Source organism: Halalkalibacter sp. AB-rgal2, from assembly GCF_041821005.1.
Classification (GTDB): domain Bacteria; phylum Bacillota; class Bacilli; order Bacillales; family Bacillaceae_D; genus Halalkalibacter.
In genome coordinates this window covers 46,894-62,593 of record NZ_JBGUAV010000013.1, presented here as the reverse complement: position 1 = coordinate 62,593, position 15,700 = coordinate 46,894, and the positions used below count along the sequence as shown (strand labels likewise).

The window sequence follows — 15,700 nt, the reverse complement described above, 5'->3', positions numbered from 1 at the left end:
CTTTACATTGATTTGGATTGATTGAATAAGGCTTTTCCCCCTCTTATTTTTTTCGAAAGTTGAATCAGCATGGCCATTTCCGGTGTACGAATAAATAATAGACCATACATGAAAACAGAAAGCGTCAGACAGATCAAAGCCCTACTTATTAGGGACATAAGATCATATCCTACAATGAAATATTGACAAACGAAGTTCGTTAGACTACACATAAATACCGTCAATAAACCAAACCAGCTATACCGTATAAAATAAGAAAGCACTGAACGTTTGAACACATGTTTATAGACGATAACGGGTTGTGTCCAAAATACGGTTAAAAGGGTTGCAAATGTCGTTCCAATAAAAATCCCCATCAACCCAATGTATTGCACCAATATGAGTGAAATGATTACATTAATCCCTCCTTCTATAATCGGAGCATATTGATCTTGAACAAATAACCCCGCTGTTTTTTTAAAAATCGCGATCGCTGCTTTCATTCCAGTTAAATAAAAATTAAGTAAAATAACAATTAAAACGGTCGTTTCTAATAAATATTCTTCTCCTACCCACCAGCTAATAAAAGGCTCGATTATATTAAATAACAAAACAGCTGAAATCGAATAAATAAAGAAAAGAATTAGAAATATCGTTTTAAAAATCACATAATTTTTTTCTGAATTCTCTGTCGCGACTAAATTACCAATACTCGCACTCACACTATGAATAATATTGTTAGCAAGTCCAGTCACTTGCTGAATAATTAATGTATAAATCGAATACAATCCAACCGTTGCTACACTAATAAAGGAAGAAATCAGAATATGATCGGTTCCAAAAACGAGAAACCCTCCAATATTATGAAGCAGCAATGCCTTAACATTTCGAATAAGATTTGTTTTTGTTTCAGAGTCTAGTGGATACTTTTCCTTAGTATGAATGTAAGGATACCTTTTTCTCACAATAGAACCATTTACAAGTTGCTGAATGATAAGCATTATAAGTTCTACGACTATATACAAAATGAAATTCGCCGTCCAAATAAGAATAAATACCTTTATAACAGTCGTGATAATTTGAAAGATTAGATCAATTCTCAATAACACATAGCCACGTTGATCTGCTTGAATGAGAGACCATTTATGGGCATTTAAATAGGACACCATATTTTTAGATACAAATAGTAGAAAGATTACAGTTAAATAGGGAACCGGTTCGGTGTCATTCATCAACATCGGTAAAAACGGTAGTAAAGCTAAGCTTAAAAGTAGGACGAGAATAGCAAGTAGAAGATACGCCTTTTTATACAATTGGATTAACGCAATCACTTTACGATGATCCCCAACAGCCAATGGCTTATATAATTGATAGATAATACTCATACCTATTCCACTTTCAGCTAAAGCGAGCATCGCAAGAACATTCGTTAACAGACTACTTAATCCTAAATACTCAATTCCTAATGTATCGAGAAATACTTTCCTTGAGAAGAAACCCAGTAGAGCAAGGATGATTTGTGAAACAAGCATGATCGTTAGATTCCTTATTGAATGTGTCGTTCTCATCGACAAGCCCTTCTTATTTCTCCTTGCTTTATTTGTATTTGTTTAAGCTTTAATTGAACCTTCACATTTCCCATCCTCACTTCTTTTGAGGCTACTGAAATAGGGGAAATCATTTTTTCAGTACCCTTGATTGGACTAGCAACGGCTTTTTCCATTATCTCTCTTCATTAGGAATATAGTTTTTTTCCTTAACAGAATGAAAAACTTTTAAACTTTCCGGTACTCGGATAATACGCAAGGTTCGAAGTCCTTTTTTACATAATAAATAAGCAAACAATAAAAATGGGTGTACACAAAACAAATGGAAAGAAATGAGTAAATCCCGGTTTCCCCCCACTGCATTCGCTATCTCCCGTTTTGATTGTTTAACAAATGTATAGAGCTTTTTTCGTTCTACCCCATTCGGATCCAGACTTCTTCGATGAATATACAACAGCCTGTAGTGACTAAATATCGTTGTAAGCATCAACTTATATGATTCAGGTAAAAGAGTAGGGTAATACCTTTCTAACAAAGCTTGTCTTTCCTTTAAGCCATTAATCATATTCAGATTTTCCAACGTATACGCATGGACTAAACTATCCTCACGTTGATAATAATAATAAAGTGGCTTAGAGCTAAGAACAAAACGATCGACGTGTTTCATGAGCTGATGTGCCCAAAAGACATCTTCAAACTTCACTCCTTCTTTAAAAGGCACCTTTTTAGCGAGTGATGTTTTTAATAATTTTCCCCATGTGAAATTTTTGACCCGTTCATTTACGACAAGCTCCTTCATAGCTTCTACATTAGATAGGATCATAACCTCTTGCTTATTTATATACCGTTGATCAAGGGTAAGTCTCTCATCATCTGCATAATAAAAATGGGATTGAACGATATCAGCCTGATGCTCCTTCATCAGACTAATAAGTTCCTCAATCATCGTTTCTTCAATCCAATCGTCACTATCAATAAACATAACGAAAGGGGAACGCACCAACTGCAACCCTTTATTTCTCGCAGCATATGCACCTACGTTGTCTTGTTCTATAACGACAATTCGATCATCTTTTTTCCTCCATTCGTTCATGATTCTACTACTGCCATCCGTCGACCCATCGTTAACGAGCAGAAGCTCAAAGTTGGAAAAGGTTTGATTCACAACACTTGTCAAACATCTATGCAAATAACGCTCTGATTGATAAATTGGTATAATAATACTAACTTCCATTTCTTGCAAAGCCTACACCTCCACTCCAAGAAGTTTATACAATTTGTCCATTTCATCTGAATAATCATAACGATTTTGCAAACATGCTTCTGAGAGTGAGTGCATCAATCGTCTATTTTCATATAGCTTAATAATTTCAAACGTTATTCCTTCAACCGATTGGTTACAGATTATACCATCTACTCCTTCATTTACTTGACTTCTAGCTGTACGGTAATTTGTAATAAGAACAGGCTTACCGAGAATCTGTGCTTCCGTTACCGTAACAGCTTTCCCTTCGTATCGTGATGGCTGTACATACAGATCAGCTGCCTTTATATAAGGATACGGATTTAGTTTCTTTCCAATGAGAAAGAAGGAATCCTCCATACGATATTGCTGAATTAGCTCATGTAATTGAACTTCATCACCACCGTAGCCCACAACATACCAAGCAAAATCATACCCTTTATGACGAAGCTCACTTAACACCTTAATAGCGCGATCGATTCCCTTTGCATGTGACAGTCTTGCTACTGTGACCATTTTAAAGCGAGAGTCCCTTATCATATCACCGCTTATAGCTTCCTTCGCTAACTCAGTAATTACTTTTTTTGATACGATATTTTCACATACATGGACCTTTGTAGCCAAAGTTGGATACTTTGATATAAATGCAGAGCGGCAATCTTCGGACACCGCTATAATGAAATCAAATCTTTTCCACACATTTAAATCACATGAAACATCTGTATCAACGGTTTCAAAATCTGTATGAACCCAAGCGACCTTCTTATCCGCCTGCACTTTGAATGCAACAAAATCATGCGGCCATAAATAACTAACCGCTACATCATAGGACTCCTTACATTTTGGCAATAATACTCGCGCATTTCGCCACATATATTGCATTTGTTTATAACCACTTTCAACAGATCGATAAGTAGACGCCTCTACCTTTGCTAATATTCTTGTTAATGCGAATAACCAATGACCACTTTTTAACAATTCCCCGATCGATTGACGAAAGGAACGATACTCATATCGTTCTGGTAATAAACGAGGAGAAGCAGGTAATAAATGAAAGAAGTCACCCTGATGACGGTAGAGCATTAGGTCTATTTGAAGCTTTTCATAATTCAATTCATGTAGTAAATTAATTAAACTTCTTTCAACCCCACCAATTTCTAGATCAAAGGAAGAAATAAGGACTTTCTTCACACGGTCACCTTCTTTTGGTTTTCCTGTATATAAAGCTTCTTCAATCGGTCAACACCAGTGTCTAGTGTATACTCTTTTTCAATAAAAGCTTGTTCAATTCTACTTAAGTCAAGCGTTTCCGTCTTTTTCATTTCCATTATCTTTTCTGCCCATACTTCGGCCCCAGATTCTAATGAACATCTTTCCATTTGGCCAATCTGTAGATCGGCCTCCGGTTGTATAGCTTCTGAAACAAGACACTTCTTTCCAGCGGCTTGTGCCTCTAATAGCACTATTCCGAGCCCTTCATACGTGGACGGAAACACAAATAGATCCATACTATGAAGCATTGTTGGAATATCTTCGCGTATTCCAGTAAAATGAACATATTCTTCCAATCCGATCCTTTGTGCCTTATCCTCAATTTCCTCTTTTAATACCCCATCACCAACTAGTAACAACACCACATCCATATTTCGCTGTCGTAAAATGGCTAATATATCAAGCAAAAAGGAATGATTTTTCGGTTCAATAAATCGGCCTATATGTCCAATGACAAATCGCTGTTCAATTCTAAGTTGCTTTTTAAATACTTGCACTTCCTCTACCGGCTCTTCCATAAAATCTTGGTAATGAATAACGTTAGGGAAAATCTGATAGTTACTCCTTTTTCCTAACCTGCGTTCACCAAATAAAAAACGCCCTGCTTGTTTACTACAAGCGAGCGTATATGTGGAAAACAATTGAATCGTCGGCTTCATAACAGCTGTATACAACCTTCGCATAAATGACTCCTGATCATCATCAGTTGTATGAGCATGTGAGATTCTCACCTTAACCCCTGCGAGTCGAGCAGCTATTTGTACTAAGCCACAATGAAATAATGTATGGGCATGAACAATATCATACGGCCCATATATTTCCATAATATGCTTCATCTCGATAATTGACAGATGATTGACAACACGAATAACACGACCTCCTAGCTGTCTAATTTCATCATCAAAGTATGCTTTATCACCACTAAATGTAATAAAGTCAAACTGAATATGTTGAAGGTCCATATTTCGATATAAATCAATGAGCATCTTCTCCGTCCCACCATGATTCATCGCTCCAACTACATGTAGAACGGAAAGCTTATCTGACTGTCCCATTTTCTTCTCCTTTCAATTTAGAAAGCTATTTTCTCAAATGAAATCGTCTCTTTAATGCATTGAATGATACGCATTTGATCCTTACGTCTTAAGTTCGAGCCAGATGGTAAACAAATACCTGTATGGAACAAATGCTGTGCAACATCCATCCCTTTCTCGTGAGGATAATACTTCACACCGTTAAACATTGGCTGTAGATGGAGTGGCTTCCATACAGGACGTGCTTCGATATTATGTGCTACTAGCGTTCGTCTAATATCATCAACCCGATAAGCAATCTTCGAATTATCAACTCTTAACGTCGTTAGCCATCTATTCGAGCGAGTATTTTCGAGCTCTTTCGTAAAAATGAATCCAGGTATATCACCAAGCTGTTCAACATAACGCAAAAAAACTGCTCTTCTTGCATGAACACGTTCTTTTAACACTTTAAGCTGTGACCTTCCGACCGCAGCTAACAAATTACTCATTCGATAATTGTAACCAAGCTCTCGATGCTGATAATACTCTGTTGGATCTTTTGCTTGTGTTGCTAGGTATAGAGCTTTTTCTAGTGCCTTCTGATCATTCGAAACGAGCATCCCACCACCAGATGTTGTAATAATTTTATTACCGTTAAATGAGTAAACACCAAATAACCCCATCGAGCCACTATGCCTTTGTTCGTAAGTTGATCCTAATGACTCTGCAGCGTCCTCTATGACTGGAACTCCATACTGATCACATAGAGAACAAATTTCACTCATGTTCGCCACTTGTCCATATAAATGAACGACAATAACTGCCCTCGGTAAACGTCCTACTTGAGCAGCTTCAGCCAATGCAGCTTCTAGCGCACTCGTTGACATATTCCATGTATCGGGATCTGCATCAATAAAGACGGGTTCCGCCCCCCGATACAAAATAGGATTAGCGCTCGCCACAAACGTTAAGCTTGAACAAAAGACTCGATCTCCTTCCGTAACATTTAAGACATGAAGAGCTAAATGAATAGCTGCCGTCCCTGAACTAACTGCAACTGCTCCCTTTACACCTACATATTCGGCAATTTCCTTTTCGAAATGATTAACATGAGGGCCTAATGGAGCAATCCAGTTGGACTGCAGAGCATCTTGAACGTATGCTAATTCCTCACCAGACATATGAGGAGGAGATAGATAAATTCTATGATCTTTTGACAATCGAATCGCCTTCCTTTTGCTTAATTTTCGCAGGAACACCTATAGCTGTACAGTACATCGGAATATCGTGTATAACAGTTGCACTAGCTCCAACGATGGCCCACTCTCCGATCGTCTTTCCAGGTAGTACCGTTGCACTTGCCCCTAGTTGTACTCCTGTTCGTATCGTGGTCATTCCTGTTAATGTTGCACTAGGAGCAATATGAACAAAATCACCTATTGCGCTATCATGTTCTACAACTGCATTCGTATTAATAATCACATGATCACCAATAATAGATCCCGCTTGAATAACCGCATTCGCCATGACCACACTTCCATGTCCCACTTCACTTTGTGGACTAATCCAAGAATTCGAATGTATTAATGTAGCATATCGACTTTTATCCAACGCTAATGTTTCCATCATTACTTGCCTTTGCGCATTATGACCAATTGCAATGACCACCTTTGTGTCCTTTTCAGTCTTAAGATACTTATGTAGAGAAGCAATTGGACCAAGAATAAGCTCATTTTCTATTGTTTCTATTTCGTACTTATCGTCTACGTAACCTACGATCTCATAACCATTTTGAATGGCCACATCGGCAATAACTTTACTATGTCCACCATGTCCGACAATGAACAACTTCATCCAACATCACCACTTGACGATTTCACTCCTTGAAATCTCTCCATTGGTAAATTCGAAGCTTGATTAATCCCATCACGCTTGACCACTTTCAGTAAAGTCATGCCTATTATTTTCAAGTCTAACCAGAAAGAAGCGTGATCTACATACCAAAGATCGAAATCAAACTTTTTCTCCCATGATAGTTGATTACGTCCGTTAACTTGTGCCCAACCTGTAATTCCTGGCTTTACATCATGCCTTCTCATTTGTTCAGCCGAATACAATGGCAAATACTCCATTAATAATGGTCTCGGTCCAACAAGGCTCAATTCACCTTTTACTACATTCCAAAGCTGAGGTAGTTCATCTAAGCTCGTTTTTCTTAATATATTTCCAAATGTCGTTAATCGCTTTTCATCCTCCAAAAGCTCACCACCTGAATCCATTCCTTCACTCATCGTGCGAAATTTATACAAATAAAACGGCTCTCCTTTTAAGCCGGGACGCTTCTGAATAAAAAAAATAGGGTTACCTAATTGCCATTTAATGAGACAAGCTATGATCACACCCATTGGGAAAAGCGCGATTACTAATGTGATTGCTACTACCAAATCTAACATTCTCTTAATCATTATTCTTTCTCCTCTCCAGAGATCAACCTAACGTGACCCAGCTCACCAGTGGTCTTCATTACTTCCTTTACTTTCACATTTTGTCGTTCACCATATCATAAATTTTCATTAACAATTCTTCTAATTGTTTACTATTCATACGATCCCCTAATTTCATTAAAATGGTAAATACGGACTATGGTAAATGATATCCAACGTAACAACATGCTCATAAATAAAGTAAATAAAATAGCAAATTACAATACCAAAATAAATAAAACGCTGATCCTTTTCGGCGAATAATTTAACTACCCATGAAACAAGGATGAGCTGATACAAACCAAAATAAATTGAAAATCGAGCAAAAATCCAATTCTGTGTCGAAATTAGCATAAACAATAAACTAATGAGCGCCATATTAACGATCACATCACTTTTCGGAAACAGTTCTTGTAGTCGTTCACGTCCAATGTACGCTAATAAAATGGGGACAGCTGCAACAAGAACTCGTAAACTATTCGCTCCTCCTTCTTGGAAATCCTCATACCCACCATATTGCGTATCTTCAATCACACGGAAAAGAATATCCATAAAATGATTAAAGCCAATGACTAACGCAACGGAGCCGAAGATCAACACAATCGTCATTTTTGACCATGCTGGACTTCGTACAATAAAATAAACGGGTATCATAATAATTGCTGTTTGATGAAAAGTAGAAGCAACAAGCACAATTGCAAAATATCTCTTCCATGCTCCTTGGATGATAAAGGTTGTCGCAGCAAACAAAATAGCAGCCGCCAGGTATTGTCTAACCCCGTTCATTGAAACGAGGAAAAAACCTAATGTTATATAGACATACATACTAATTTCAAATAAACGTGAGTAGTGATATAAAGTCATTGTAATAAGAACATTCGTCAAAAAAGCTGTAATGAATAAGAGCAACTGTGGATCTCGAGAAATTTGCTGCAATACCATTTGCAATAGGTTAAAACCGAAATCACCAGTAAAGTCCATTTCTTCCCATGTGTATTCATTTGTGACATACGAATGAATATAGTAATAGGTATCTCCAATGTTGCTTCTTAAGCCAGCAACGAGCACAAGTGATGATGCCGCTAATCCAGCAAAGTATTTATTCGGCTTAACTGTTGCAGGTGACAATGAATCATGCCGAGCCAAATAACGTGCCAATAAGGAGAATACAAATACGAATAACACATTCGCATATAAAACCGTCACATCATCATTTCCTTTCGTGTCTAATTACTTCATTACGGTTTGCCTCCGAGTGAACCGAATGTATAAATGAAGCATAAAACCAAATGGTATCGCAAATAACGTCGTCCATTTGCATGGCGATTCAATTAAAAAGCGATGATTTCGAATAAAGAGATTACTAGACACATAGTGAATTGCTTCCCTTAAGCATTCATCCCATGTTGGTGCATATTTCATCGCTACTTTCCGAAAAAAAGAAAACCCTCTTGGATTCTTTCGGTATTGTTGCACCATATTTAAGCTAGAACCATCATTCAAATATTCAACATAACAAACGACTTCATCCATAATGAGTAATGGGCAAATTTGGTCAATTAAAATATATTTATAACTAAGCGGACAATATGTTTCCCCTTCATAAATTGGATACGGCGGTGTCTTACTCGTAAATTCTGTACGGTAAATAAGCTTCTTATCACCTTTCACGTTGTACCTCATGTATAAATCGGATAGCGTTGCTGCTTTCATTGAGTGAGGGAGAGCTGTGCCAACAATTTCTCCTGATGGATAAGCATCTAATGCAACGATTCCTGCATAATGTCCATGTCCGAATTGTCTCCAAAATGAAGTGATTTTTTCCACAGCATCATCAGCAAAATAGTCATCAGAATCTAAACAAACATTTAACTCCGTTTGAATAAGCTTATATGCTGTATTATGAGCTCCATGCATGCCTTGGTTTTCTTGATAATGATAGCAAATAGTCATGGCTTCTTCCTGAATCCACTCCCTCACTAACTCAGCTGTTTCATCAGTGGAACCATCATCAATAATCAACCAAACAAACTCACCTGAGGTCTGTCTTTTTAAGCTTTCATAACATTCGTGCAGGATATAAGCACGGTTGTATGTTGGAGTAAAAACCGTTAATAAAGCATCCATATGAATCTCCTTCCTTCATTGCTACACAGACTGCCGTTTAGCCTCCGCTAAATAATATCCCGTTAACCAATCAACCATTGAACACGTATCATAATTGTTCTCTCTTAATTGCTCACTCATATCCTTATGACCGCCTGTTACCGAAAGTACGTATTCGCTCCATTCAGACGGAGAACGAGATAGTGGAAAAAAATCAATTCTATTCGTCACATCTACCTCTTTTGTAATCGCATCAGAAACGATACAACGCAATCCAGCTGCCTGCGCTTCAATTAACACAACCGGTAATCCCTCAAATAAAGATGGAAACAAAAAGAGGTCAAAAGCTAACATTAGATCTGGAATATCTTCTCTGACGCCTAAAAAAAAGACAGCTTCTTCTATTCCAGCTCTCCTTACTTTCTCGATTATATTGCTTTTTTGTGAACCGTCGCCGACAAGTACAAGCACTGCATGTTGATTGCATCGATAAACCTTTTTAAAAATTTCAATTAGAAATTTGTGATTTTTTTGTCTATTAAAACGACCAATATGGCCAATGACAAATTTTCCTTGAATCCCTAGCTCTTCTCTTTTTTTCTTTCTTTTTATCGGATCATAAGCAAATTTATTTACATCGACAGCATTATGAAGAACCTTTATATCCTTTGTCGCTATCTCCTTACCGAAAAGCCATTCTCCAGCTCGTTTCGAACAGGCAAAATACGTTGTAGGTTGATTCTTTAACACCCTTCGTGCATATATTCGAAACGGAAGCTTATAATCAATGGCTAAATCGCTTAAATGGCTATGGGCAATACGGCAAGGTACTCCTGCTTCTTTAGCTATCTTCAAAATAAATGCGCTATTCTCATTAATATGTGAATGAACAATAACATATCGATGTTCATGAAAAAATAACTCTAGCATAGTGAAATACGTACGATACTGACCAGGTCGTATTGGTGGCATTCGATAAATACAGCCACCTAAATCTAGAATTTCTTGATCATAATGACCTTCTTCCTCACGATGAACGATAAAATCGAATTGAATACGTTCACGATCAATTCGGCGATAGTAATTCATAAGCATTGTTTCAAGTCCACCGCGATTCATAATCGTAACGACTTGTAGAACTCGTATTGGCTTCAAGCTCGTCCCTCCTTCCTTTTCTTTTTCTCATCATTTCAACACCGTGTAACATCATATAGAAAACGGTGCTGAACTTGTATTTCGCACAGAAAAAAAAGGGCTTCCATATCCATGTAAAATGGCGAAAATTTAACGTTTTCAAGGCTCGTTGCATTTGCTCGTCATGTAATATACGCTTTACTTTTTTTATTCTTTTATAATGCGAACGATTCTTCGCATAAATTTCATTTAACCCTAGTCCTAATACACTCATACTGATTCGATTTTGCAGTGCGTATCGATAGACGGCCTCCTGCCGACTTCTATCATTTGCAATACGTTCTATATGTTGAAATAAACACTTCCACTTTATTAATAAATTTGATTTATGAGTAGCTGTAACAGATTTATCATTTCCTCTCCAATAATGGTAAAAAGGTTGATTATAGAAAACAAATCTTTTGACGTGAGTAAGAACTTGTATATTAAATAAAGTATCCTCATTCGTTCCAATATCGTTTAAATCAACAAAGGTTGCTTGACTTATTCGTAGAGTCTCTTTTCGATAAAGCTTTGACCAAACCGTTCCCCATGCGTCAAGCATTTCAGGTTGTCCTAATTCATGACGAATGGGGCCAATTAAGCGTCTTAGTAAATGAGTCTGTACTTGCTTTCCTTCTAAATGAATCATTGACTGATCAGTGAGTAGCTTCTCTTTTGAACCACCTAGAAACTCTCGCACATATGAACACATGACAACGTCCGCATCCTTTTCCTCTGCTATTTGAAGTAAACGTTCATACATCGTAAGATCTACCCAATCGTCTGAATCAACAAAACCTATATATTTTCCTTTCGCCAATAATAAACCTTGATTTCGAGCAATCGAAACCCCTTTATTATTTTGATTAATGACGACAATCCGCTCATCTTTCTCTGCATAATAATGGATCAGCTCTAAGCTACCATCTGTTGATCCGTCATTGATAAGAATAATCTCAATCTCTTTAATCGTTTGTTTCAGTAATGATTGTAAGCAACGAGCTAACTCTTTTTCGCGATTATAAATAGGCACGATAATACTGATTTTCGGTTGCATGTATATCCTCCATCATAAAATGTAAGTAAACCCCATCCATTTCTCGCCGCACGTTTTCAAGTGAAAAAGGTTGGACATACTCTAAACTGCGTTCGGAAAATCGTTCTCTTAACTCCACTGAGCCGTAAAGAGTAACAAGTTTCTTTGCAAACACATCAACTTGTGAAACACCTATTAAAAAACCATTTTCATTCGCAGTTATGAGTTCTCGATGCCCTCTGTTATTTGTAGCTATTATAGGCAACCCACAAGCCATCGCTTCTAAAATATTGACCGGAAGCCCTTCACGTAAGCTTGCAGATAAAGCAATATCACATATTGGAAGTAGTTGATCAATATCATTTCGGAATCCTAAAAAGTCGATTCGATCCTTGACTTTTAGCTGTTCCGCTAACTTTTTACACTTCTCTAACAACGGTCCTTCCCCAGCAAACAAAAGACGTGCTCCACTAAGCTCGTCTTTCACATGTGCAAATGCTTGAATTAAAAGCTGATGATTCTTATTTCGATTGAATTCAGCTACATAAATCATTAAGAATTGCTCTTCAGTATAATGATAGGATAAACGCTTCAACCATTTCTCCTTCTCAGCGAGAGGACGAAATTTCTTCATATTAACACCGACTCCACGTACATGCTTTAATGTTCTTGCCTGTGCAAGGTATTTCGATGCAAATTCGTAATCCTCTTGATTAATCGTAATTAAACAATCCGTTTGTGGAGACAAAACCCTTTCAATTGGATAGTACAACCAGTTAATTAATGGTGCCCCCTTAAAAAAATGAAAGCCATGAGCGGTATAAAGAACTCTTGCTCCAGATTTCCGAATCCCCTTTGCTGCTATACGAGAAAGAACCCCACCTAATGGAGTGTGACAATGAATGATTTGATACTGTTCTTGTTCGATAATGTTCTTTAGCTGTTTACACGCCCGGAAATTGGATAGACGAAAGGGTGAACGTTGAATCGGGATTGAAAACTTCTTATTCGTATACGGTAAAGTCATTGACCCTGCTGCTGCAACATGAACTTCCCATCCTTGGTCTTGAAACCATTTCAAATAAGGCAAATGAAAAGCTTTAAAATGATAATCAACCGTTGCACAAAATAATACTTTTTTGTTATTCAAACCAATTCACCTCTTTCGATTACTTTTCCATTTAGTTCACCTTCTCTTTTCAGTAATGACTTTTTATGTAAGTCCTTACTGAAAAGAGAAGGTTTTAACATTGTATAGGGCATTGAACCCTCCCTCACACCACACCACTGATGACAAGCATCTAAGGTTTCCACCCACAGCATAGTCGAGTATCTCCATTTGATAGAGGTTAGGAGATATCACCTGTCAAACAACGTGCAATGACATTTTATATGAAAGTAGATAAATCATACTGTTAATACTATAATGATGAATATTTTCGTTCTTTATAAAGAACAAACAAACCAAAAAACATCGTTTTATTAAGACGCTGTAGAATTTTTCCCATTTAAGATCGCCCCTAATATGTTGGCTTTGACGATGGATAATGTTTTCTTAGCTTCAACAGCAGCACTATCTTCTGTATGATTATTTTTTAAAACAAGAATAACTCCATCGCATTTCATTGCTAACATTTTTGTATCGGGGGTCTCAAGCACTGGTGGACCATCCACGATGACAAAGTCATAAAGCTTGTAAACTTGTTCCATAAAACGATCCATCTCTACTGACCTAAATAATTCTTCTGTATTATAAGGAATCGCACCAGCAGTAATGACATGTAATCCCTCGATGCTTGTACGGTTAGTCGTTTCCTCCACTTTTCGTTGACCAGTTAAGATGTGGCTTAAGCCTACACAATTTTTAAATTGAAAAAGTAAGTGAACAGTTGGATTTCTCACATGGCCGTCGATTAACAATATTTTTTTTCCTTGTTTTGCAAAAGAAACAGCTATATTAGCTGCAGTCACAGATTTACCTTCTCCTTTTTGAGGAGAACTAATGACAACAGACCGTGTATTATGCTCAAATGAGGAAAATTCTATATTCGTACGAATCACATCATATTCCTCAGCTATGATAGATTGTGCATGGTGAAAAATTGTTCGTTTCTTTTTCTTTCTGCGAATTCCCATCTCTGTTCATCCTTTCAAAACAAAGGTTTCTTTTTTCCTTCTGGACTTTCGTTTCATTAATTTTCGTTTATTCATCTTTGAAACTGTTCCAAATACCGGAACACCTAATAATTGTTCAACTTCCTTCTCAGTACGCACTTTATTATCTAAGCTTTCCATTAGAAATGCTAATCCAACACCAAGTACGAGTCCAGCTATCAATCCTATACTCGTCAAATTATTGTTAGGGGGATTGATTGGCTGAGGATAAGAATCGAGTACGGCCTCAGATAATAAATCAATGTCGTTAAAATCTAAAATATTTGCTACTTCACGTTGATAAACTTCTGTTAATGTATTAACAATTTCAACTGCACTTGCAGGATCAGAGTGAACAACCGAAACCTTTACAATACGAGAATCGTCAATACTCTGTGCGGTTATTTGACTACTTAACCACTCGGTTGTATATGGTAGCTGCAATTCATCTATTACAGCTTCTAAAACTGGTGGTTCTCTTAAAACAGCTAGTAATGTAATTCGGAAATCAGAATCTTCATGAATAATCATTCGAGCAGATGCTTCATAGACTGGAACTGGCTTAACCAAATGATGATACAAAGTACCAATTGTCGTTGTCATTACCGTGAATAGAACAATCACCCACAACCTTTTTTTTAATACTCCAACCATTCTCTTCAATTCAATTTCTCTGCTTTCCTTTTCCAAGTAGCTCACCTACTATATATGTATTCATTCTTTATTAAGAACAAATTACGAATAAAAAAACCTTTGATCAAGTTCACACTATATTAGTAAACATCTCTTAATAATCGATTAGTTTTATTTTAGTTCTTTATAAAGAACATGTCAACAATTAAAATTAATTTTTCTAAATCTGGTTTTAAAGTACTAAGAAATAGGACATTTCTCCTTATTCAAATTTCAATCATATAGTCCATATCATTCATTATTAAGAATTAATATCAAAATATTGTTTACTATAACGAACATTAGATGTAGAATGTTCTTTAAAGAGAACGATAAAGAAAGGTGGATTGCATGCACATAGCTGATTTTTATGAAGATCCGTTATACGGGCAATTAAACATTCATCAAGTGAACGAGCAACTTATTGAATCCAACAAATCGAATGTACAAGTATTAACATTTTCTAGTAACTCCTTGATTTTTGCCAGCGATTTAAAATTTCCCATTACTGAATCAGTCGTTTATCGTATTTGTCTACAAATCAATCAAGCAAAGCTTGAATTATTTGGTTACATCACAGCTATTATTCAGTCAGATTATGGTTCTTCACATTTATATGAATACACGTATATCGTAAATAAATCAAAGCACTCAAGCAATAGTCATTTACTAGCCTACCGTCAAATGTACTTAGAAAAATATCAATTAAGTCTAGAAATGAATCATACTGTAAAGGAGTTAGACACATGAATGGGGGGAATATAAGAGACCTTCGTAAAAGTAAAGGAATGTCATTAAATGAGTTAGCTGATGTATCAGGAGTATCAAAATCATATATTAGCTATATTGAACGTGGACTACAAAGAAATCCGAGTATCATTGTCCTAAAGAAAATTTCAGATGCGCTTGATGTCGAGTTTATGACATTAATTGAAAAAATGAATCAAACAGAAGAGAATAAGCACAGCGGCTCATAAATATTTAGGTGCAACTCGTATGAAAGGCACAAAAAAATT

16 protein-coding genes are annotated in these 15,700 nt (G+C 36.6%); 2 read left to right on the top strand and 14 right to left on the bottom strand.

Features of this window, described 5'->3' with window-relative positions; all coding sequences use genetic code 11:
• Positions 1 to 2 precede the first annotated feature (2 nt).
• From ACERJO_RS12030 to ACERJO_RS11965, 14 genes are all read right to left on the bottom strand, one after another.
• Complete coding sequence (locus tag ACERJO_RS12030) at positions 3 to 1,547, bottom strand: lipopolysaccharide biosynthesis protein (RefSeq protein WP_373647631.1); 1,545 nt, start codon at positions 1,545 to 1,547, stop codon at positions 3 to 5.
• Positions 1,548 to 1,701: 154 nt separating this feature from the next.
• Complete coding sequence (locus ACERJO_RS12025; RefSeq protein WP_373647651.1) at positions 1,702 to 2,760, bottom strand: glycosyltransferase family 2 protein; 1,059 nt, start codon at positions 2,758 to 2,760, stop codon at positions 1,702 to 1,704.
• Positions 2,761 to 2,772: 12 nt separating this feature from the next.
• Positions 2,773 to 3,960: a glycosyltransferase gene (locus ACERJO_RS12020; RefSeq protein WP_247103226.1), complete on the bottom strand. Its 1,188-nt coding sequence runs from the start codon at positions 3,958 to 3,960 to the stop codon at positions 2,773 to 2,775.
• Entirely contained in the window at positions 3,957 to 5,096 is a 1,140-nt protein-coding gene (locus ACERJO_RS12015) for a glycosyltransferase family 1 protein (protein WP_373647629.1), read from the bottom strand. The genes ACERJO_RS12020 and ACERJO_RS12015 overlap by 4 nt, the downstream gene beginning before the upstream one ends.
• A gap of 17 nt (positions 5,097 to 5,113) precedes the next feature.
• On the bottom strand, positions 5,114 to 6,238 hold the full coding sequence (locus tag ACERJO_RS12010) for an aminotransferase class I/II-fold pyridoxal phosphate-dependent enzyme (protein WP_247103720.1): 1,125 nt from the start codon (positions 6,236 to 6,238) through the stop codon (positions 5,114 to 5,116).
• 22 nt (positions 6,239 to 6,260) lie between these two features.
• Positions 6,261 to 6,911 carry an acetyltransferase gene (locus ACERJO_RS12005; protein WP_373647628.1) on the bottom strand — a complete coding sequence of 217 codons (651 nt, stop codon included), beginning with the start codon at positions 6,909 to 6,911 and terminating at the stop codon, positions 6,261 to 6,263.
• Positions 6,908 to 7,519: a sugar transferase gene (locus tag ACERJO_RS12000; protein WP_373647650.1), complete on the bottom strand. Its 612-nt coding sequence runs from the start codon at positions 7,517 to 7,519 to the stop codon at positions 6,908 to 6,910. The genes ACERJO_RS12005 and ACERJO_RS12000 overlap by 4 nt, the downstream gene beginning before the upstream one ends.
• Positions 7,520 to 7,678: 159 nt before the next feature.
• Positions 7,679 to 8,746 carry an EpsG family protein gene (locus tag ACERJO_RS11995; RefSeq protein ID WP_247103234.1) on the bottom strand — a complete coding sequence of 356 codons (1,068 nt, stop codon included), beginning with the start codon at positions 8,744 to 8,746 and terminating at the stop codon, positions 7,679 to 7,681.
• A 24-nt stretch (positions 8,747 to 8,770) separates the two neighbouring features.
• A complete protein-coding gene (locus ACERJO_RS11990) occupies positions 8,771 to 9,667 on the bottom strand; it encodes a glycosyltransferase family 2 protein (RefSeq protein ID WP_247103235.1) in 897 nt (298 codons plus the stop codon).
• Positions 9,668 to 9,688: 21 nt separating this feature from the next.
• Positions 9,689 to 10,801, bottom strand: a complete 1,113-nt coding sequence (locus tag ACERJO_RS11985; RefSeq protein WP_247103236.1) for a glycosyltransferase family 1 protein — start codon at positions 10,799 to 10,801, stop codon at positions 9,689 to 9,691.
• Positions 10,746 to 11,879, bottom strand: a complete 1,134-nt coding sequence (locus ACERJO_RS11980) for a glycosyltransferase (protein WP_373647627.1) — start codon at positions 11,877 to 11,879, stop codon at positions 10,746 to 10,748. The genes ACERJO_RS11985 and ACERJO_RS11980 overlap by 56 nt, the downstream gene beginning before the upstream one ends.
• Complete coding sequence (locus tag ACERJO_RS11975; RefSeq protein ID WP_373647626.1) at positions 11,842 to 13,008, bottom strand: glycosyltransferase family 4 protein; 1,167 nt, start codon at positions 13,006 to 13,008, stop codon at positions 11,842 to 11,844. Before ACERJO_RS11975 ends, ACERJO_RS11980 begins: the two co-directional genes overlap by 38 nt.
• A 332-nt stretch (positions 13,009 to 13,340) precedes the next feature.
• A complete protein-coding gene (locus ACERJO_RS11970; RefSeq protein ID WP_247103239.1) occupies positions 13,341 to 13,994 on the bottom strand; it encodes a CpsD/CapB family tyrosine-protein kinase in 654 nt (217 codons plus the stop codon).
• A gap of 6 nt (positions 13,995 to 14,000) precedes the next feature.
• Positions 14,001 to 14,702, bottom strand: coding sequence for a YveK family protein (locus ACERJO_RS11965; protein ID WP_247103242.1), 702 nt, complete (start codon positions 14,700 to 14,702; stop codon positions 14,001 to 14,003).
• Between the two features lie 333 nt (positions 14,703 to 15,035).
• On the opposite strand from ACERJO_RS11965, the gene ACERJO_RS11960 reads away from it, so the two are divergent.
• Together ACERJO_RS11960 and ACERJO_RS11955 are read left to right on the top strand one after the other, a co-directional pair.
• A complete protein-coding gene (locus tag ACERJO_RS11960) occupies positions 15,036 to 15,434 on the top strand; it encodes a hypothetical protein (RefSeq protein ID WP_247103244.1) in 399 nt (132 codons plus the stop codon).
• The gene (locus tag ACERJO_RS11955; RefSeq protein WP_247103246.1) at positions 15,431 to 15,661 is read left to right on the top strand and encodes a helix-turn-helix domain-containing protein; all 231 of its coding nucleotides are present in this window, start codon (positions 15,431 to 15,433) and stop codon (positions 15,659 to 15,661) included. The genes ACERJO_RS11960 and ACERJO_RS11955 overlap by 4 nt, the downstream gene beginning before the upstream one ends.
• Positions 15,662 to 15,700 lie beyond the last annotated feature (39 nt).